General features: G+C 72.3%; 15 protein-coding genes. 8 read left to right on the plus strand and 7 right to left on the minus strand.

The genetic code is table 11. From position 1 onward, the window contains the following. Nucleotides 1–67: 67 nt before the first annotated feature. From ACIRSS_RS29615 to ACIRSS_RS29640, 6 genes are all read right to left on the minus strand, one after another. On the minus strand, nt 68–1,543 hold the full coding sequence (locus ACIRSS_RS29615; RefSeq protein ID WP_400900558.1) for a DUF6350 family protein: 1,476 nt from the start codon (nt 1,541–1,543) through the stop codon (nt 68–70). Nucleotides 1,544–1,688: 145 nt separating this feature from the next. Further along, on the minus strand, nt 1,689–2,486 hold the full coding sequence (locus tag ACIRSS_RS29620; protein ID WP_400900560.1) for a DUF5336 domain-containing protein: 798 nt from the start codon (nt 2,484–2,486) through the stop codon (nt 1,689–1,691). 207 nt (nt 2,487–2,693) lie between these two features. Continuing rightward, nucleotides 2,694–3,584, minus strand: a complete 891-nt coding sequence (sucD, locus tag ACIRSS_RS29625; protein WP_364462415.1) for a succinate--CoA ligase subunit alpha — start codon at nt 3,582–3,584, stop codon at nt 2,694–2,696. 1 nt (nt 3,585) lies between these two features. After that, on the minus strand, nt 3,586–4,755 hold the full coding sequence (gene sucC / locus ACIRSS_RS29630) for an ADP-forming succinate--CoA ligase subunit beta (RefSeq protein ID WP_400900562.1): 1,170 nt from the start codon (nt 4,753–4,755) through the stop codon (nt 3,586–3,588). A 119-nt stretch (nt 4,756–4,874) separates the two neighbouring features. Next, nucleotides 4,875–5,198, minus strand: coding sequence for a hypothetical protein (locus tag ACIRSS_RS29635; protein WP_400900564.1), 324 nt, complete (start codon nt 5,196–5,198; stop codon nt 4,875–4,877). Beyond that, the gene (locus tag ACIRSS_RS29640) at nt 5,188–6,186 is read right to left on the minus strand and encodes a hypothetical protein (protein WP_400900566.1); all 999 of its coding nucleotides are present in this window, start codon (nt 6,184–6,186) and stop codon (nt 5,188–5,190) included. Before ACIRSS_RS29640 ends, ACIRSS_RS29635 begins: the two co-directional genes overlap by 11 nt. Here ACIRSS_RS29640 and ACIRSS_RS29645 point away from each other — a divergent pair. After that, nucleotides 6,169–6,669, plus strand: a complete 501-nt coding sequence (locus ACIRSS_RS29645; RefSeq protein WP_400900568.1) for a hypothetical protein — start codon at nt 6,169–6,171, stop codon at nt 6,667–6,669. The genes ACIRSS_RS29640 and ACIRSS_RS29645 overlap by 18 nt on opposite strands. Nucleotides 6,670–8,687: 2,018 nt before the next feature. Further along, a complete protein-coding gene (locus ACIRSS_RS29650; RefSeq protein WP_400900570.1) occupies nt 8,688–9,368 on the plus strand; it encodes a M23 family metallopeptidase in 681 nt (226 codons plus the stop codon). Between the two features lie 806 nt (nt 9,369–10,174). Here ACIRSS_RS29650 and pcrA read toward each other — a convergent pair. Continuing rightward, complete coding sequence (gene pcrA / locus ACIRSS_RS29655; protein WP_400900571.1) at nt 10,175–12,595, minus strand: DNA helicase PcrA; 2,421 nt, start codon at nt 12,593–12,595, stop codon at nt 10,175–10,177. A 166-nt stretch (nt 12,596–12,761) separates the two neighbouring features. On the opposite strand from pcrA, the gene ACIRSS_RS29660 reads away from it, so the two are divergent. The 6 genes from ACIRSS_RS29660 to ACIRSS_RS29685 all read left to right on the plus strand — a co-directional run bounded on the left by ACIRSS_RS29660 (nt 12,762) and on the right by ACIRSS_RS29685 (nt 18,992). Beyond that, nucleotides 12,762–13,187, plus strand: a complete 426-nt coding sequence (locus ACIRSS_RS29660) for a DUF1707 domain-containing protein (RefSeq protein WP_400900573.1) — start codon at nt 12,762–12,764, stop codon at nt 13,185–13,187. Nucleotides 13,188–13,352: 165 nt separating this feature from the next. Then, entirely contained in the window at nt 13,353–13,649 is a 297-nt protein-coding gene (locus tag ACIRSS_RS29665) for a chorismate mutase (RefSeq protein WP_086862755.1), read from the plus strand. Nucleotides 13,650–13,713: 64 nt separating this feature from the next. Further along, nucleotides 13,714–14,031 (plus strand): hypothetical protein, encoded by a 318-nt coding sequence (locus tag ACIRSS_RS29670; protein WP_400900575.1) that lies wholly within the window; start codon nt 13,714–13,716, stop codon nt 14,029–14,031. A gap of 334 nt (nt 14,032–14,365) precedes the next feature. After that, nucleotides 14,366–16,027 (plus strand): hypothetical protein, encoded by a 1,662-nt coding sequence (locus ACIRSS_RS29675; protein ID WP_400900577.1) that lies wholly within the window; start codon nt 14,366–14,368, stop codon nt 16,025–16,027. A gap of 260 nt (nt 16,028–16,287) precedes the next feature. Then, on the plus strand, nt 16,288–17,148 hold the full coding sequence (locus ACIRSS_RS29680) for a hypothetical protein (protein WP_400900579.1): 861 nt from the start codon (nt 16,288–16,290) through the stop codon (nt 17,146–17,148). 215 nt (nt 17,149–17,363) lie between these two features. After that, entirely contained in the window at nt 17,364–18,992 is a 1,629-nt protein-coding gene (locus ACIRSS_RS29685; protein ID WP_400900581.1) for a serine/threonine-protein kinase, read from the plus strand. The last annotated feature ends 11 nt before the right edge of the window (nt 18,993–19,003 follow it).

Genomic DNA, 19,003 nt, shown 5'->3' on the forward strand with positions numbered 1-19,003 from the left:
GAGCGGGCTCCTTGCCGCGGGCGGTGCGCAGCCGGTGCGCACGGCGCTTCACCAGGTCACGACAACCCTAACGGTCGGTCCCGTCCGCCTCGACGTCGCCGCAGGTCTCGGTGCCTCCGGTCACAGCTTCGTCCTCGGCCGGGACGTCTTCGAGGCCGAGTTCGGCGTCGGCTTTGGCGTCGAACTCCGTGTCCTCGGCGGGTTCCTGGGCCTCTTCGGGCTCTTCGCCTTCTTCGGCTTCTTGGTCCTCTTCGGACGCTTCGGACGCTTCGAGTTCCTCGACGGCTTCGGCCGCTTCTTCGGCGTCGACCTCGTCGGCGTCCTCGAAGGCTTCGTTGTCCTCGAGGGCCTCCGGCGGCGGCGCCGGCGGCTCGTGCTCGCCGGTGAAGAACGCGACGAACGAGCCCGGGATGACGATCCAGCAGAACGCGACGACCGACGCGACGCCGACCGGCACGCTCACCGGGTCGAACGGGCCGTCGCCGAGCCGTCCGCCGGACAGGGTGCCCAGCAGGACGCAGCCGAGCGCGACCACCGCTCCGGCCACCGCGACCGTGCGGATGCGCTGCGCCGGGTCGGCGTTCACCTTGCGCAGCGACCAGCCGACCAGGGCGCCGGCCGCCGCGGGCAGCACCAGCAGCGCCGGCCACCACGCCGCGTGGTGCTCGGGCAGGCCGCCGAGCAGCGGGACGCCGGGCACGGCGCCGGCGCGGTAGCCGAACATCCCGACGGTCAGGTCACCGATCGAGAACCCCGGTCCGGCGACGAACGACAGCGTGGCCGCGACCGCGTTGGGCAGGTACAGGACGGAGAGCAGGAACATCCCGAAGCTGCTGCCGAACGCGGGCTCGTACATGTCGGCGACCGTCCGCCAGGACAGCGCGGTCGCGACGGTGAAGACGACGCAGCCGCAGGCCACCAGCACCGCGAGCCCGAGCGCGCCGGCCCGGACGCCGCGCAGGGCGAGGGGGTCGAGGCGTTCGGCGACGACGTCCGGCAGCCCGCAGCTCCAGACGACGCCCGCACCCGCGGCCAGCGCGGCCAGCAGCCCGGGCACGGCGAACGCGACCAGGGGGTCGGCCGTCACCGGCGAGCCCTGCGCGCAGAGCGCGACGACCAGCCCGAACAGCGCGTGCGCGAGGGTGATCGTGGCGAACACCGGCAGCGCTTCGCGGGGCGACCGGCAGCCGAGGCGCGTGGCGGCGCCGGACGCCGTCCGCGCGGCCAGGGCGAGCGCGCCCAGCGTCGGCAGGAGCGGCAGTACGCCGATCGGGTGGCCGCCGAGGTCGAGGCGCACCTGGTGCGCGGCGAGCCAGCCGGGACCGGCGGCCAGCAGCACGCCGGTGCCGGAGAAGACGGTGCGTTCGGCGGTGAGGGTGACCAGCGTCAGTACGGTCGCGACGGCGGCGTAGCCGGTGACCAGCGGGCCGAGGGCGGCGGCGAGCAACACCCGCACCCGCGCCGCCCGGGAGAGTTCGACGTCGGGTCCGAGGTCGCTCACCGGCTCCTCAGGGGAGTCGGTGAGCAGGTCCATGATCCGCACCCTGACATCCGCGCTGGTCCGACCGGGTGAGCCACGCCGCCGGCGGCGGGAGTGGGGAAGCTAACCCACCCGGTCGAGTAACCCCCCGAGTGCAAAACACCCGCTGTGACACTCTGCGTCACAGCGGGTGTTGCGAAGGACCGCGTCAGTTCGACTTGCCGAACCCGCCGGGCGGCGTGCCCGGGTTGTCCGACGGCGGCGGCTGCTGGAAGAACGAGCCCTGCTGCGGGGCGTACGTCGTGGCCTGCTGCCCCGGCGGCGGCGTGGTCGACGGCGGGTTCGGCGAGCCGTACTGGCCCTGCCCGAACGGCGCTTCTCCGCCCGGGGCGACCGGCCCGTGCCCCGGCTGGCCGAACTGCTGACCCTGCTGGCCCTGCGGGCCCGGCTGCCCCGGCTGGCCGTACTGCTGCTGGCCGGGCTGGCCGTACTGGCCGCTGTAGGGCGCGGCGGCGGGCTTCGCCGCCGGCGGCTTGAGCACGCCCTGGTCGATCAGCAGCGCGGCGACCGCGGCGGCCATCTGCAGGATGCCCAGGATCAGGATGACGGTGACGATGCCGGGCGAGGTCTGCATCCCGATCAGCTGGTCCAGGACCTCGAGCGCGCCGAGGACGCTGAACAGCGCCGCGAACGGCAGCGTCTTCGGGCCCTTCGGCAGCGCCGTCATCGCGGCGAGCAGGCCACCGCCCAGCAGGAACACGCCGCCGAGGCCGACGTCACCGGTTTCGGAGAAGCCGAGGAAGTACTGGACGAGGCCGAAGACCGCGACGCCGAGCGCGAGCATCAGCGGCAGGTTGTGCGTCAGGTTCGCGGCACCTCCCGACGGCGCCTGGTGCGAGTGGGGCGGCGGCTGCTGCGCCGGGAAGCCACTGGACGGCGGTCCGGGGGGCTGCTGCTGGCCGCCACCCTGCTGGGGGTAGCCAGGCCCACCGCTGGGGAAGGTCATCGGATGCACTCCTGTCGGTTCGACCGGCACTCCGGGGTACCAGGACACCCGGGGAAGACAAGGCGGCTTGTGTGCGCAGAACGCTAGCGCACTCCGGCGCCGCCGACCCATCAGACGCGTGAATACCCCGGGAGGTTTCGTCCCTGAACGAGGGAAGGCCGGGCACCCGTGTGGGTGCCCGGCCTCACCAGGAGTTACGCCTCGGACTCAGCCGAGGTTGTTGTACAGCTCACGCGCGAGGACGGCGGTCTCGCTCGGGGTCTTGCCGACCTTGACGCCGGCGGCCTCGAGGGCCTCCTTCTTCGCGGCGGCCGTGCCGGACGAGCCCGACACGATGGCGCCCGCGTGGCCCATGGTCTTGCCCTCGGGCGCGGTGAAGCCCGCGACGTAACCGACGACCGGCTTCGTCACGTTCTCCTTGATGTATGCCGCGGCGCGCTCTTCGGCGTCGCCACCGATCTCGCCGATCATCACGATGACCTTGGTCTCGGGGTCCTGCTCGAACGCCGCGAGGGCGTCGATGTGGGTGGTCCCGATGATGGGGTCACCGCCGATGCCGACGGCGGTGGAGAAGCCGATGTCGCGCAGCTCGTACATCATCTGGTAGGTCAGCGTGCCCGACTTCGACACGAGGCCGATGGCGCCGGCCTCGGTGATGTCGGCCGGGATGATGCCGGCGTTCGACTTGCCCGGGCTGATCACACCGGGGCAGTTCGGGCCGATGATCCGGGTCTTGTTGCCCTTCGCGACGGCGTGCGCCCAGAAGTAGGCCGAGTCGTGCACCGGGATGCCCTCGGTGATGACGACGGCCAGCGGGATCTCGGCGTCGATCGCCTCGAGGACCGCGTCCTTCGCGAACTTCGGCGGCACGAAGATGACCGAGACGTCGGCGCCGGTCTCCTTGATGGCCTCCTCGACCGTGCCGAACACGGTGAGGTCCTTGCCCTCGATGGTGACCGTCTGGCCGGCCTTGCGGGCGTTGACGCCACCCACGATGTTCGTGCCGGACTTCAGCATCTTGGTCGCGTGCTTCATGCCCTCGGAGCCGGTGAGCCCCTGGACGATGACCTTGCTGTTCTCGTTGATGAAGATCGACATCTCACGCACCTGCCGCGGCGAGCTCGGCAGCCTTGTCGGCCGCGTTGTCCATTGTGTCCACCACGGTGACCAGCGGGTGGTTCGCGTCCGCCAGGATCTTGCGACCCTCCACGACGTTGTTGCCGTCCAGGCGGACGACCAGCGGCTTGCTGGCCTCGTCGCCCAGGATCTTCAGGGCCTCGACGATGCCGTTCGCGACCGCGTCGCAGGCGGTGATGCCGCCGAAGACGTTGACGAAGACGCTCTTCACGTCGGCGTCGTTGAGGATGACGTCCAGCCCGGCCGCCATGACCTCGGCCGACGCGCCGCCGCCGATGTCGAGGAAGTTCGCCGGCTTCACGCCGCCGTGCTTCTCGCCCGCGTACGCCACGACGTCCAAAGTGGACATGACCAGGCCCGCGCCGTTGCCGATGATGCCGACCTGGCCGTCGAGCTTGACGTAGTTGAGGTTCTTGGCCTTGGCCTTCGCCTCGAGCGGGTTCTCCGCGTCCTTGTCCACCAGGGCCTCGTGGCCCGGCTGGCGGAAGTCCGCGTTCTCGTCGAGGGTGACCTTGCCGTCGAGGGCGATGATCTTGTCCTGCGGGTCGCGGACCAGCGGGTTGACCTCGACGAGGGTGGCGTCCTCGGAGACGAAGGTCTCCCAGAGCTTCACGACGACGTCGGCGGCTTCGTCGATGATCTCGGCCGGGAAGTTGCCGGCCTTCAGGATCTCGAGCGCCTTCGCCTTGTCGACCCCGGCGATCGCGTCGACCGGGATCTTGGCGAGCGCGTCGGGGCGCTCGACCGCGAGCTGCTCGATCTCCATGCCGCCCTCGGAGGACGCCATCGCCAGGAACGTGCGGTTCGCGCGGTCCAGCAGGAAGGAGAAGTAGTACTCGGACGCGATGTCCGAAGCTTCGGCCACGAGCACGCGACGCGTGATGTGGCCCTTGATGTCGAGGCCGAGGATGGCTTCCGCCTTCTCCTTCGCCTCGTCGGGCGTCTGGGCCAGCTTGACGCCGCCCGCCTTCCCGCGGCCGCCGACCTTCACCTGCGCCTTGACGACGACCTGGTTGCCGATCTGCTCCGCGGCGGTCTTGGCTTCTTCGGGGGTGCTAGCCACCGAGCCCGGCAGAACCGGTACTCCGTGGGCGGCGAAGAGATCCCTCGCCTGGTACTCGTAGAGGTCCACTACTCCAGTCTCCTGACGACACGCCACTGTGGTGGTCCGTGTTACCGGACCGCGCTGTCGGACCAGTCGAGGTTAGCGACCTGCGCAGACGCAGGGGACTCCGCACCTGGTGAAGTCGGTCACCGTGCGCGGTCAGACGGTACGTCCACGGTGTGAGACCGCCCACCGCGCAACCATTCCACGGCTTTTCCGGGGTCCTCGCCGGCGAAGACGCGAACACCGTTCAAGGCTTCGGCGAGTCCGGGCGGCGGCCCGTCGCCGAGCACGCCGACGGCGTCCGGGTCCTCCTGCTCGGCGGTGCTGCGGAGCTGCTCGAGGGTGTCCAGGGGTCCGGCGTGGACGACTTCCATGCCTTCGTCGCGCAGGACGCGGCCCAGCGCGACGGCGGCGGGGTCGGGCCTCCCGAACTCGACCAGCAGCACCCGCAGGCGCTCACGCCCCACGACGGCCCCCGGCCGCGGACATGCCGGCGGCGACGAGCAGCGCGGCCACGGCGGCGAGGGTGACCCAGAAGCCGGTCGATGGGCTCGCGCCGCCGAGGGCGCCCCCGACGAGGGGCAGCTCCGCGGCGTGCAGCGCGTCGAGCAGCGCGGCGCCGGTCAGCAGCGCGGCAGCTTGCTTCGGTCGCGACCGCACGGCGAGCGCGGCCGCGCCGACGACGACCACGACGGTGGTCCACAAGCCCCACGAAGGGGTGTCGAAGTTCGACCACAGCCCGGGCGCGACGTAGCCGGGCACGCTGAAGACGGGCAGCCCGAACCCGGCGACGGCCAGCACCGCCCCGGCCACGACCGGGGTGAGCACGCTCGCGTTCGCGGTGCCGTCGCCGGCGTCTTCGCGTTCGACGACCCCGGTCCCGACGGCGGCGAGCGCGGTCAGGGCGGCGAGCACGAGCGCGGCGAACGTCCAGGCCGCGCCGGCTCCGAGGTCGTAGGTGAAGACGGGGGTGGCGCCCACGTCCGCCCCGCCGAAGCCGGCGAGGTTGCCGGCCTGGGTGGCGGTCAGCGCGGTGTTGAGGACGGCGGTGCCGGCGAGGACGATCCCGGCCCAGGTCACGCCGAGCACGGGCCGGGCCTTCGCCGCGGTCACCGGGACGAGCGTGAGCGCGGCGGCCACGGCGACGAGCAGGGCGGCGGTGAGCAGGAACCACCGCGCGGGACTTTCGGCGGCGGCGGTGCTGGGAGCGGTGGCCCCGGGGTTGAGCGCACTGACGGCGACCTGCGGCGCGAAGGTCCCGACCAGGGCGGCCGCGGCGGTGGCGAGGCCGAGCAGGCCGGTCGTCAGGCGCCACCAGAAGACACCGGGGATGGTGACGTCGCGTTCGGCGTCCTTCGGCTTTTCGCTGAGCCGGGTGAAGGCGAGACCGGCGACGAGGGCGGTCGCGACGAGCGCGAGGACGGGTCCCCAGGTGACGTGCAGGTCAGTCCTCATCAGGCCACTGAGAACCGGCGGCACGGCAACCCCGAAGGCCCCGGCACCGAGGCCGAGCAGCATGCCCCGCGCGGTGCTTTCGGAGGGAGCGGCGAGCGCGAGGGCGGCAGCGAGCGGCAACGCGGCGGCGAGGAGGAGGTAGCCGCCGAGGGCGGGCCAGGGCCCTTCGAAGGCGGCGCGGGCGAGGAGGAAGCCGTTGTCGGACCCGACGGGAGCGGTGAGCAGCCCGACGGACGCGGTGACGGCGAGAAGCGGGACGAGCAGGCGCCAACGTCGTCGTTCGGGTTCTTCGTCGTTCCGGCTCGCCCGCCAGGCGGCGATCCCGCCGGCAAGGGTGAGCAGGTGCCCGGCGACGAGGAGCCAGAACCCGGCGCCGACGGCGGAGCCCCCGATGAAGTGGTCGGGGAAGTAGAGCTCCGGGCGGATGGCGAGGGGGCCGTTGACGGCGAATTGGAGGTCGAGGACGAGCCGTCCGGGGGCTAGGGCGGCCAGGCCGAGGATGAGGCCGTTGGCGAGGCCGGGTCTCTTGGAGGCGAGGGCCGCGGCGGCTGCGACGGGGGCAAGTGCGAGGACGGCGAGCCAGGGCCAGCTGGTGAACCCGGGGGCGGCGGCCGGGGAGACGTGGGCGATGGCCGCGGCGGCGAGGGCGAGGGCACCTAGGGCGGTGAGGGTGAGGGGGATGGTCGGTTTGGGGGTGTCCTCGGCCCAGGTGGGGGTGGGTTCGGGGTGGTCACCCGGGGTGCGCTGGGGGCGGCTTCGGGTGGCCGTTGGGCTGGCGCCCGAGGAACGGCTTCCGGAGCCCGAGGGGCGGCCCGCGCCGCTCGCCGAGTCGGCGCTTGTCGGACGGCCTCCGGTGGAACCTGAGTCCCCGCCGGTCGAGGTGGTCGCCGAGTCGGCGCCCGCGGAGCGGCCCCCGGTGGAGGTTGAATCCCTGCCGGTCGGGGTGATTGCCGAGTCAGCACCCGCAGGGCGGTCGTCTGCGGAGGCCGAGTCCGCGCCGACCTGGGTGGTTGCCGAGTCAGCACCCGCAGGGCGGCCTCCGGCGGAGGCCGAGTCCGCGCCGGCCTGGGGGGTTGCCGGATCGGCGCCCGGGGGGCGGCTTGCGGGTGCCGGGTCGGGGGCGGCCTTTGCCTCTGGCGAACCGGAGGTTTCGGTGGGGGCCTGCCGGGAAGTCTGTGCGCGAGGAGGCTTCCGCTTGCCGGTGGGACGGGTGGCCGCGGGGTCCTGCGGGGAAGCCGGGGAGCCGGGGGTGTCCCCGGCCGGGGGCTCTGAGCGTGGGGGCATTGCCCGCGACGCTAGCAAGCCCGGGCGGTGCGGGAGGCCCCAGCGGGGCGCGAGTCGCCGAGTGGCCCCGCGGGCGGCAGAGCGTGGGTCGCGGAGGCCGACGGCTCAACTCGCCGAGTTGCCCGCTCTGGCGGCACGGTGCGGGTAGGGCTGGCCGGGAGCTTGAGGAGCCAGGGCCGGCCGAGGATTGCTGAGCGCAAGTGGGCAAGTCCGCCGCGCGTTGCGAGGGGCGCAAGCTGCCAGTCCGCCGAGCGTTGCAGGGCGCGAGTGGCCAACGTCCGCAGCAGGGCGCGAGTGGTCGTGGTCCACGGCGGGGCGCGAGTGGCCAAGGTCCGCAGCGGGGCGCGAGTGGTCGGGGTCCGCGGCGGGACGCTAAGGCCGCCAACGTGAGTCGCCAGACCCTGCACCGGGTTTCCGGGCAGGCCATGAAGAGCCGAGTCCTCGCGAGTGAGCAGGGCCGACGGCAGGTCGCGAGGCCGGAAGACTTGAGAAGCCCGCGTCGGCTGCGGGTGTGCGGTGCCAGGGTCGGCGGCGCGAGGGGTGCCGGGATCGGCTGGCGGACTACCCGCCTACCCCGGCGCGCTTGTCAATCGGACAAATCTGGCGTTGCCGAGCCGCTTACACATGCGAGTCGGTGAACGGTTCGCGTGCGTCGATGAACGGTCGACTCTCCTTGCAGCCCCGACCCCCGATGACTGCGCCCTTCAGCCCCGCCAAGGGGGGTTCGCGCGTCGAAAATGCTTGAACATCCCCTGGCAAACGCTTATTCCGGCCCCCGGGCGCCACCCGGGGCTCGGTAGGTCCATAACCGGCCGCAAGGGCTGTAAGGCAAGTCACAACCAAAGCAGTAAACCCTCTCTAACTTTGGGTAATTTCCACAGGTGGGCGCGAGATCTTGTCCACCCGTTCGGCCGCCGCCGGGGGCAGATCTTGCCTACAGCGGTGCCCCTTCGTTACTGTCCCCCGGTCCCCATTACAGTCAGGTCACGAAGTAGGACGACGAGCGAACCACCCCCGAGGTTGGCTCACCGGGTTCCCCCGCCCACAGTCCTCGACCCGGCTCCCCGACGATGGAAGGCCCTGTCTTGGCTTCACACCGCTCCCCCGGCGGCCAAGCTCCTTCCCCGGCACTGAAGGACGCACTCGAAGGTGCGGTCGTCCGTGTCCGGGGTGCGCACCGCATCGCCCCGCCCTCCTCGGCCCTTCGCGGCCGTGTCGTGGTCGCCGCCGTCGCGGCTGGTGCGTTCGCCGCCGCCGCTGCGGGCTCGACCCTCAAGACGGTCACCGACTCCGACGCCGGCGTGACGCCCCTGGCCAACAGCCAGGACGCCAGCGCCTCGTTCACGTCAGGAGGCGCGGGCTCCGGGGGCGCCCCCGAGCTCCTGCCGACCGGCCACGCCGTCGACGCCTCCGCCGAGGCCGCGAAGCTCTCCGACAGCGCCTCCGTCACCCAGGCCCGTGAGCAGCGCGAAGCCGACGCCGCCAAGAAGGCCGCCGAAGAAGCCTCTCGCCCCAAGACCTGCCTGCCGGCCCACGGCACCTTCACCTCGGGCTTCGGTGCCCGGTGGGGCACGAGCCACCTCGGCATCGACATCGCCAACGCGATCGGCACGCCGATCTACGCCGCCTCCGACGGCACCGTGATCGAGGCCGGCCCGGCCAGCGGCTTCGGCCTCTGGGTCCGCGTGCAGCTCGACGACGGCACGATCCAGGTCTACGGCCACATGAACAGCTTCTCCGTCAAGGAGGGCCAGAAGGTCAAGTGCGGCCAGCAGATCGCCGAGATCGGCAACCGCGGCCAGAGCACCGGCCCGCACCTGCACTTCGAGGTCTGGCAGAACGGCACCAAGAAGATCGACCCCCGCCCGTGGCTCGCCGCGCGCGGCATCGTGATCTGATCCGTTCACCCCACATCCCGCGCCGAGACGCGGAAAGCACGTCGTAGAGCCGTGATCCGCCCCTGAGGGCCGCCGACGCCCCTCAGCCGGGCGAACGAGCACACCCAGCCGAGCGCGCATACGCGCCGCGAAGCCGCGAGCTGAAGCCTGCCGGTAGATTAGAGCCTGAATGGTCCAGGCCACCGCGGCACGGGAACCGAGCACGCTCGGAGATGCACCACGCCGCTTCGACACCCAGAAGGCACCCGAGATCACCCTAAGCCTCGCCGAAGCCGTCAGAAACGCACTGAGCGCCCGGAAACGGCTACCGCTGCCCGCCCGGCAACCGCCGGATGAAGTACGCGACCGCGACCTGCCACACCGTGCACAGCTCCGCGGACCTGCGCGCCGGCAGCCAGCCCCAGGCGACCTTCCCCCCAGCGCCCCCCGCGGAGCGGACACGCGCGGCACGACGCGTCGTCCAGCGGCGTCCCCGGCCGCAGGTGACACATCGGCCGTCAGCTCCCAGCTCGTGCTGCCTGAGCAGCGCTCGCCAGGCGGCGGCCAGCCGGCACGCCTCCGCTCCCGCACGCGAAGGATTTCCTGAAGCCCCCGAAAGGCCCGGACCCCGATCCGGAACCCTCGACCCCAGGACTCCTCGCAGGTATTTCTGTACCCCTTCGGCCAGCAGGTGAAACAGCACCGGGTCCACACCGGTCTCCCCCTCCGTCGAACTCGTGTTCGATGACGGGGTCAGTTCTACCGACGGGGTACGACGATTCCGGGGGCGATCGCCGGGATCGGGGCCGGGTTCACTCGGACGGGTGTTACAGCTTCACCATCGGGACGCTGCCGATCAGCATCAGGCGGACCTTGCCGGCCGCGCCGAAGTCGATCGTCGCCGTGGCGCGCGGCCCGACGCCGTCGCACGAGATCACCGTGCCCAGGCCGTACTTGTCGTGGCTGACGCGGTCGCCGACGTCCAGCTTCAGCGCCACCGTGTCCTTCCAGCCCTTGCCGAACGACGGCGTGCCGGAGGACGAAGACGGCGACGTGGTCCGCCGGCCGCCCCACGTGGTCGCCGCCCGCGGCGTCCCGCCGCCACGCGACCCGGAACCGAACCCGAACCCGGCGCTGGAGGGCTCCAGCCGCCGCCAGTCGACGAGGTCGCCCGGCAGCTCGTCCAGGAACCGCGAAGCCGGGTTCATCGACGGCTGGCCCCACGCCGAGCGCGTGATCGCGCGCGAGACGTACAGCCGCTGCCGCGCCCGCGTGATCGCGACGTACGCCAGCCGCCGTTCCTCGGCCAGCTCGGCCGGGTCGCCCAGCGCGCGCATGTGCGGGAAAACGCCGTCCTCCCAACCGGTGCAGAACACCACCGGGTACTCCAGGCCCTTCGCGGTGTGCACGGTCATCAGCGTGACCACGCCCGCGCCGCCGTCGCCTTCTTCGCCACCGTCGGGCGAAGGCACCGAGTCGGCGTCCGCCACCAGCGACACGCGCTCGAGGAACGCGGGCAGCGAACCCGGTGCCGGCACCCCGGGTTCCACGACCAGCTCGGCGTTTTCGTCCGCGGCCACCTCGGCGGTGATCTCGGTGAACTCGCGCGCGACCGTGACGAGCTCGTCCAGGTTCTCCACGCGCGTGTGGTCCTGCGGGTCGTCGGACTCTTCGAGCTCGATGCGGTAGCCGGTCTTTTCCAGCACGGCTTCGAGGACGTCGTGCACCTCGGCGCCCTCGGACACCAGCGTGCCCAGCTCGTCGAGCATCGCGACGAACCCCTTGATCGCCTTGACCGAGCGCGGGTTCAGCAGCGGCACCTTGTCTTCGGTGACGTCCCGGAGCGCCGCGGCGAACGAGATCCGCTCGCGCTCGGCGTGCGTCGCCACGACGGCTTCGGCGCGGTCGCCGATGCCGCGCTTGGGCACGTTCAGCACGCGCCGCAGGCTGACCGTGTCGTCCGGGTTCGCCAGCACGCGCAGGTACGCGATCATGTCGCGGACTTCGCGCCGCTCGTAGAACCGCACGCCGCCGACGACCTTGTACGGCAGGCCGAGCCGGATGAAGATCTCTTCGAAGACACGCGATTGGTTGTTGGTGCGGTAGAAGACGGCGACGTCGGAGTAGTCGGCTTCGCCCTTCTCCGCCAGCGCGTCGATCTCGTTCGCGACGAACGCGGCTTCGTCGTGGTCGTTGTCCGCGACGTAGCCGACGATCTTCTCGCCGTCGCCCGAGTCCGTCCACAGCCGCTTCGCGCGGCGGTTCGGGTTCCGCTCGATGACGGCGTTGGCCGCGGACAGGATCGTCTGCGTGGAGCGGTAGTTCTGCTCCAGCAGGATGGTGTGCGCGTTGGGGAAGTCCCGCTCGAACTCTTCGATGTTGCGGATCGTCGCGCCGCGGAAGGCGTAGATCGACTGGTCCGCGTCACCGACGACGACCAGCTCGGCCGGGTCGACGCCCGCCTCGTTCGGCGCGGTCCCGGCGAGTTCGCGGACCAGCGTGTACTGCGCGTGGTTCGTGTCCTGGTACTCGTCGACCAGCACGTGGCGGAACCGCCGCCGGTAGTACTCGGCGACGTCCGGGAACGCCTGCAGCAGCGACACCGTGCGCATGATGAGGTCGTCGAAGTCGAACGCGTTGGCCAGCGAAAGCCGGCGCTGGTACTCGACGTAGACCTCGGCGACGCGCCGCTCCAGGTCGTTGGCCGCGTTCGCCGACGCGGTCTCCGGGTCGGTCAGCTCGTTCTTCAGGTTCGAGATGTGCACCGCGAGCGTGCGGGCCGCGTAGCGCTTCGGGTCGATGTCGAGGTCCCGCGCCACGAGCGTGATGAGCCGCTTGGTGTCGTCGGAGTCGTAGATGGAGAAGTTCGACGACATCTCGAGCGTCTTGGCCTCGCGGCGCAGGATCCGCACGCACATCGAGTGGAACGTCGACACCCACATCGCGTTCGCGCGGCGGCCGACGAGCGCCGCGACGCGCTCGCGCATCTCCGCGGCCGCCTTGTTGGTGAACGTGATCGCCATGATCTCGCCGGGGTGCACGCGGCGTTGCCCGAGCAGGTAGGCGATCCGGCGGGTCAGCACCCGGGTCTTGCCCGATCCCGCGCCCGCCACCACCAGCAGCGGGCCACCGGCGTGGGTGACGGCTTCGCGCTGGGACGGGTTCAGGTCGTCGAGCAGATCGGCCTGCCCGCCGGAAGCGGGCTTGCGCGCGGGGGTCTCGGCGGGGAGATCGAAGAGGGTGTCCATCGTCTGTCCACGCTACCCCGGGCGGGTAGGAGGGCGGCAGAGCGTGCCGACGCGGCGGGTCCGCCGGCCATGCTTCCCCGGTCCCGGTCTACCGCGCCGGGCGTAGCGGGAGATGTCGCCTGGCGCCCGACGCGCGCCGGGCCGGGCGCGCGGAGCATCGGTTGACATGGAAGAGAACCGCACCGCCCGCATCCGGGCCGCCGACGCCGAACGTGAACGCGTCGCCTCCGCCGTCCAGACCGCCGGCTCCGAAGGCCGGCTCACCCTCGAAGAGGTCGAAGAGCGCCTCACCCACGTCTACGCCGCCAAGTTCACCGACGAGCTGGCCGAGCTCACCGCCGACCTGCCGCGGCCCGCGCCGCCCCGGCCCGGCTTCCCGCTCACCCGCGCCGCGCTGCGGCGGCACCCCGCGCTGCGCCTGCACCTCGCCGTCGTGGTGGCGATCGCCGTCGTGATCGTGGTCCGGTGGGCCGTGCTGGGCGCCGGCTTCTTCTGGCCCGCGTTCCCGATCTTCTGGCTGGCGGTGAGCCTCTTCGTTCATGCCCGCGTGCGCTCGTTCCGGGAGCGCCCCGGCACGGCTGTGCCATACTGAGCGCATGCGGCACCACGCAGAGCGATTTTTTTACGGGAACCGGACTCCGGCTCCCGTGATCGCGTAGTGCCCGAACCGCCATCACGCCAGCCCCGGAGTCCACGGACCCGGGGCTGTCGCCGTACCTGGGGCCGGGCGGGTCCGGGATTCGAGGGAGAGGTCCCGATGAACGCACAAGCCACGAACGCCGACGGCCAGCCCGCCGAGCACACCCCCGCCGGAGACGACATCGCGGCGCTCCGCGAGGAGATCGACTGGCTGGACAAGGAGATCCTGCGGCTGGTGAAGCGCCGGGTCGAGGTGTCCAAGACCATCGGGGCCGCGCGGATGGCCGCCGGCGGGACGCGGATCGTCTACAACCGCGAGATGGACGTGCTCGCGCGGTACCGCGAGCTGGGCCCGGACGGCCGTCAGCTGGCCATGGCGCTGCTGAACCTCGGCCGCGGCAGGCTCGGCCGGTAACGGTTGCCCGAATTCCGGGTCTTCCCGGAGGCACCGGCGGGTCCGCTGCGGGCAGACTGGAGCCATGGACTGGCTCGTTAACCTCATCGCCGTCATCGTCGCGCTCGCGAGCGTGCTGGCCGCGCTGGGCCATGTGGGGTATCTGGCGCTGCTGAACAACGCGGCGGGTAAACGCGGTGCCAGTGGCGCGCCGGTCGGGCAGTACGTCCGCAGCCGCTGGGCCGTCGCCGGCGGTACCACCGCCGCGTCGCTGTTCGCCTGGCTGCTCACGGCCGGGGGACCGACGCTCGACATCGTGGCGATCCTCGTCGCGGCGGGTAGCGGTGTGGTGGCGACTAAGGCGCTGCAGTCCACGCGCGACCGTTACCGCACGGGAGGCTGACCGCTTCGAACTGGGCCGATGGCGCTGCGTGAAACTCCGCAGCGTCACCCTCCCCCGTTCGGTCGCGCCCGACCGAGTGAAACCTGTGCAACTTGCAGGTTTGGACGGGACTTTCTACGCCGGATGCTCCTAGGGTTGACGCCGTGAGGACCCTTGCGTTCGGGTCGGGCGGAGCCCGCAGGACGCGCGGGGGCACTGGCCCCGCGCGCCCAGTCTCGCATGCGCGTGCATCTGCGCAGGATTCCGAACGCGATTCCGCTCGTGAGGATGCTCCGATCGGGTTCTGTTGCCCCCCAACGGCATCAGAGTCGTACGGCCGGGTGGTCGAGTCGACATGACCCACGGCACGGAGTTCCACGGACGCGGCGGCGCGCCCGCCCATCCCGGGCGGCACCGGCTCGGCGGTACGGAAAGCTGGACGCCCCCGCTTCCCCCGACCCGCGCGGGGCGGCGCCACGCGGCCGGCCAGGCACCGGTCGACCCGCCCGTGTCCGGGTCGCTGCCCCTCGCGCAGCCGAGGCCGGGTGGGATCCCCCTGCCCCAGCCGACGTCCGGCTCCCTGGCGCGCCCCAGGTCGGGCGGCGCTCCCGGGTCCTTCGCGCGGCCGGGGTCCGGAGCGCTTGCCGAGCCGATGCCGCAGTCGTTCCCCTACCTGCGGCCGGGATCCGGAGCGCTCCCCCAGCCGACGACCGGGTCGTTCCCGTTCCAGCAGCCGGGATCCGGCGCGCTCTCCCAGCCGATGCCGGACTCGTTCCCTTACCGGCAGCCAGGGTCCGGAGCGCTCCCCCAGCCGATAGAGGACTCGTTCCCGTACCGGCAGCCGGGATCCGGAGCGTTCCCCCAGCCGACGAGCGATTCTTTCCCGTTCCAGCAGCCGGAAGCCGGGCAGTCGATGTCCGGGGCGCTCCCCCAGCAGGTGTCCGGGTGCCTGCCCCTCGCGGAGCCGGGGTCCGGGGCGCTCCCCGAGCCGCCGGTGTCCGGCACGCTGCCCCAGCCGTCGCTGCCCCAGCCGCGCGACCGGCGGCCCGCGCCCCCGCTCTTCCCCGCTTCGCACGGCGACCTGCCGCTCGACGATGACGACGCCGAAGCCGAGCCCGTCGCCGAGTCCCGCGCCGAGCTGGCCGCGCGGCGCACCCGCGTCTCGCTGGTCTCCCCGCAGCCGCGCGACGCGGACCAGGAAGACGACGACGTCCGCATCTACGCCGCTCCTCCGATCGACGGGCTCGGCGGCTTCACCATCGGCTCGGTGCCCGCGTCCGTCACCCCGCCCAAGACGTGGAAGAAGGCGGCCTGGTTCGCCACCGGCGCGTCCGGCGCCGTGGTCGTCGGGCTGCTGTTCGCCGGGTCCTACCTGGTCGGGAAGCCGGCGGAGGACCAGGCCGTGCAGGGCGCGTGGCCGGGTTACCAGGGCGCGCCCACCGTCATCGACCCCACCGGCGAACCCGCGCAGACGTCCCGGGAGGGCGGCTCCGCCGCGGCCCCGGACTCCTCGTCGCGGCCGGACCAGCCGGCCGGGCGGACCAGCGGCGGTGGCGCCGGCCCCGTGGACGGCACCGTCCCGCCACCCGCCGACGACAGCAGCACCACGCCGGGGACGACCGGCACGGCCACCCCGGGCACGAGCGCGCGGCCGCAGAAGCCCCCGATCACGCCCGCCCAGCGCGAAACCCCGGTCAAGCCGCCGTGGTGGTACTCCTTCCCGCCGGACGCGCAGACCATGGGCGACAACTCGGAGAAGTTCTTCAACACCGTCACCACCGACCCCGCCGCGGCGTCCGCGGTCACCACCGGCGACCTGCACGACAAGGGCCCGCAGGCCCTCGCCGAGCGCTACGCCGGCATCGCCTACTTCGAGGTCCGCAAGATCAGCGTCGACCAGCAGCGCGGCATCACGGTCAACACCGTCGAGATCACCCACACCGACGGTTCCAAGACGATCGAGGAGCGCACGCTGACGTTCGGGGACGGCGACAAGATCGCGGCTGACGGCCAGTAACGAACCCTGCACGTGCGGTTCGCCCGTTCCGATGCACGTGCGGTGCGCCGAACGGTTACCCCTGGTCCGGGTGGGTGACATATGCTGCCGCTCGTCGTATCGCGACGGCATTCCGGCGACAGAGCCTGGTGGTGCTCGTCCGCACAGGGTTACCTGACGACAGCGGGTCCGGAACCGGCCACGAGTCGGCCACCCGGACCAACGGGAACCCGGCCGAACGGCCGAGTGACCGTCCCCGGAACCCCAGAGCGAGGACTTTCGTGCTTGATCGGCAGCGAACACGGCGTGAGGTACCCAACGCCGTCCGCGTCGAGGACGTCATCCCGGCCGAGATGCTCGACGGCGTCGGCGACGCCGACCGCGACTACCTCGAGCAGGTCTTCCGCGATCCGCAGAAGTTCCTGCCGCCGCGGCTGGAACCCGTCCGCGAGCCGGAGCGGGACGAGGACGACGGCGAGCCCGAGAGCCGGTTCGTCCGCCGCGCCAAGCTGGCCGGGCTCGTGGCCGCCGGTGCGCTCGTCGCCGGCGCGGTGGTCGCCGCGCCGATGCTGACCAGCGCGCACCGCGCGGTGTCCGAAGGCGGCCAGTCCACGCCCGCCGGTTTCACCGGTGCCGCGGAGCTCGGCGGCCTCGCCGTCCCGCAGCACCAGGCCGGCGGCGGCGCGCCCGAGCAGCCCAGCACCCCCGCGCCCGGCACGCACTCCGGTGGCGCGCCGTCGGCGTCGGAGTCGACCGGCGGGAGCCCGCGGACCGAAGCGGCGCCGGCCACCGTGCAGGCGGTGCCGGACACGGCCGCCGACGCGCGCAGCGCGGCCCGGAAGATCCAGGCTGTCAAGGACTTCTACGCCGCCATCGCGAAGGACTCGTCGGGCGCGCTGGCGCTGCTGAGCCCGACGCTGGCCGACGGCGCGGCCGGCGAGCTGGTCCGCACCTGGAGCTCGATGGACGCCATCGACGTCCAGGAGGCCGACACCCAGATCAAGCCGGACGGCTCGATCCTGGCGGTCGCGACGCTGCACCGGCCGGACGGCGCCCTGGTCCGCGTGACCCAGCTGTTCCGGGTCGCCGACAGCGGCGGGCTGATCACCGAAGCCGAGCTCGTCTCGGCCCAGTACATGTAGCCCTCGGCGATCACCCCTTCACCCGTGGTTCAAGTGCCCGTACCGGATTCGTGTGCGCAGAGTGAGCGCCTAGCCTTGTCACGGGCCGGTCTCAGTGAAGCCGGCACACAGCCCACGACATGTGCATACGCTCCAGCGAAGCGGCGTGCGCGTGGCCGCGTCACCAGGCACCGATCCTCACGCCCTGGTGAAGTCGGAGCCCAAAGGGAGGTCGCGTGAGCGACGAGGGTCGCCTGGTCGCCGGTCGGTACCGCATCGTCGGCCGGATCGGCACGGGCGCGATGGGGGCCGTCTGGCAGGCGCACGACGAGGTCCTGGGCCGCACGGTCGCCATCAAGCAGCTGCTCCTCCAGCCGCACCTGGACGAGCACGACGCCGAGGACGCGCGCCAGCGGACGATGCGCGAGGGCCGGATCGCCGCCCGCCTGCACCACCCGAACGCGATCTCCGTCTTCGACGTCGTCACCGACGACAACGGCCAGCCGTGCCTGATCATGGAGTACCTCAACTCCACCAGCCTGGCCGCCGTGCTGCAGGAACGCCGCACGCTGCCGCCGACCGAGGTGGCGCGCATCGGCGCCCAGGTCGCCGCGGCGCTGCGCGAGGCGCACGCGGTCGGCATCGTGCACCGCGACATCAAGCCGGGCAACATCCTGCTCGCCGGCAACGGCACCGTGAAGATCACCGACTTCGGCATCTCGCGCGCCAAGGACGACGTCACGGTCACCAAGACCGGGATGATCGCCGGCACCCCCGCCTACCTGGCTCCCGAGGTCGCCATCGGCGGCGACCCCGGACCGGAGTCCGATGTCTTCTCGCTCGGCTCGACGCTGTACGCGGCCTGCGAGGGCCAGCCGCCGTTCGGGCTGTCGGAGAACACGCTGAGCCTGCTGCACGCGGTCGCGGCCGGGCAGATCATCCCGCCGCGCCAGTCCGGGCCGCTGGCGAGCGTGCTGGCCGTGCTGCTGCACCCGGACGTCCGGCACCGGCCGACCGCCGAGGAGTGCGAGGAGCTGCTCGCGGCCGTCGCCCGCGGCGAGACGCCGCTCGGCGCCCCTGCGGACGAGACCATGATGGCGCCGGCCGCGGGCGTGCTCGGCGCGGCGGCCATCGCCGACCCGAACGCCACCCAGATGTTCGACGAGGTCCCGGCGGGCCACTCCGGCAGCCTGCTCGACGGCGGCCAGGCCCCGACCCAGGCCGTGCCGTACTACGACGAGGACGACTACCCGGAGGGCACCGGCTACCCGGAGGACGACTACGACGGGTACGACCGCTACCCCGACGAGCGCCAGCAGTACGTCGGCGGCGTCCCGCCCGGCCTCGCCGCGACCCGCGCGGTGCCGGTGCCCCCGCCCGGCCAGGGCTCGTACGCGGACGACCAGTACGACGACTACGAAGACGAGCCGGCCCCGCCGCCCCCGCCGCGGCGTCCGCAGGCCAGCCCGGTCGATGACGACGACGAGAAGCCAGGCGCCTGGAAGCGCCCGGCCATCATCGGCGGCATCGTGGTCGTGGGCCTGGTCGCGCTCGCCGTGTGGCTGCTGAGCCCGAACAACCCGGAGGCCCCCGCGGCGCCGGTGTCCAGCAGCAAGCCGGCGCCGGTCGCGACGTCGGAGTCGCTGCCGTCGACGACGGACGAGCCGACCACCACGGTGGATCTGACGTCGCCGTCGGAGACGACCTCGGCGAAGCGCACGACCACGCCGCGGACGACCGAGCCGGAGAAGACCACGACTCCGAAGACGACCCCGAAGACGACCACGCCGGAAACGACACCGGTCGAAACGACACCGACCACGCCCGTCACGCCCACCACGCCCGCCACGGGCACCGGCGGATGATCGAGGACCCA

This window comes from Amycolatopsis sp. NPDC101161, assembly GCF_044768185.1.
Lineage (GTDB): Bacteria > Actinomycetota > Actinomycetes > Mycobacteriales > Pseudonocardiaceae > Amycolatopsis.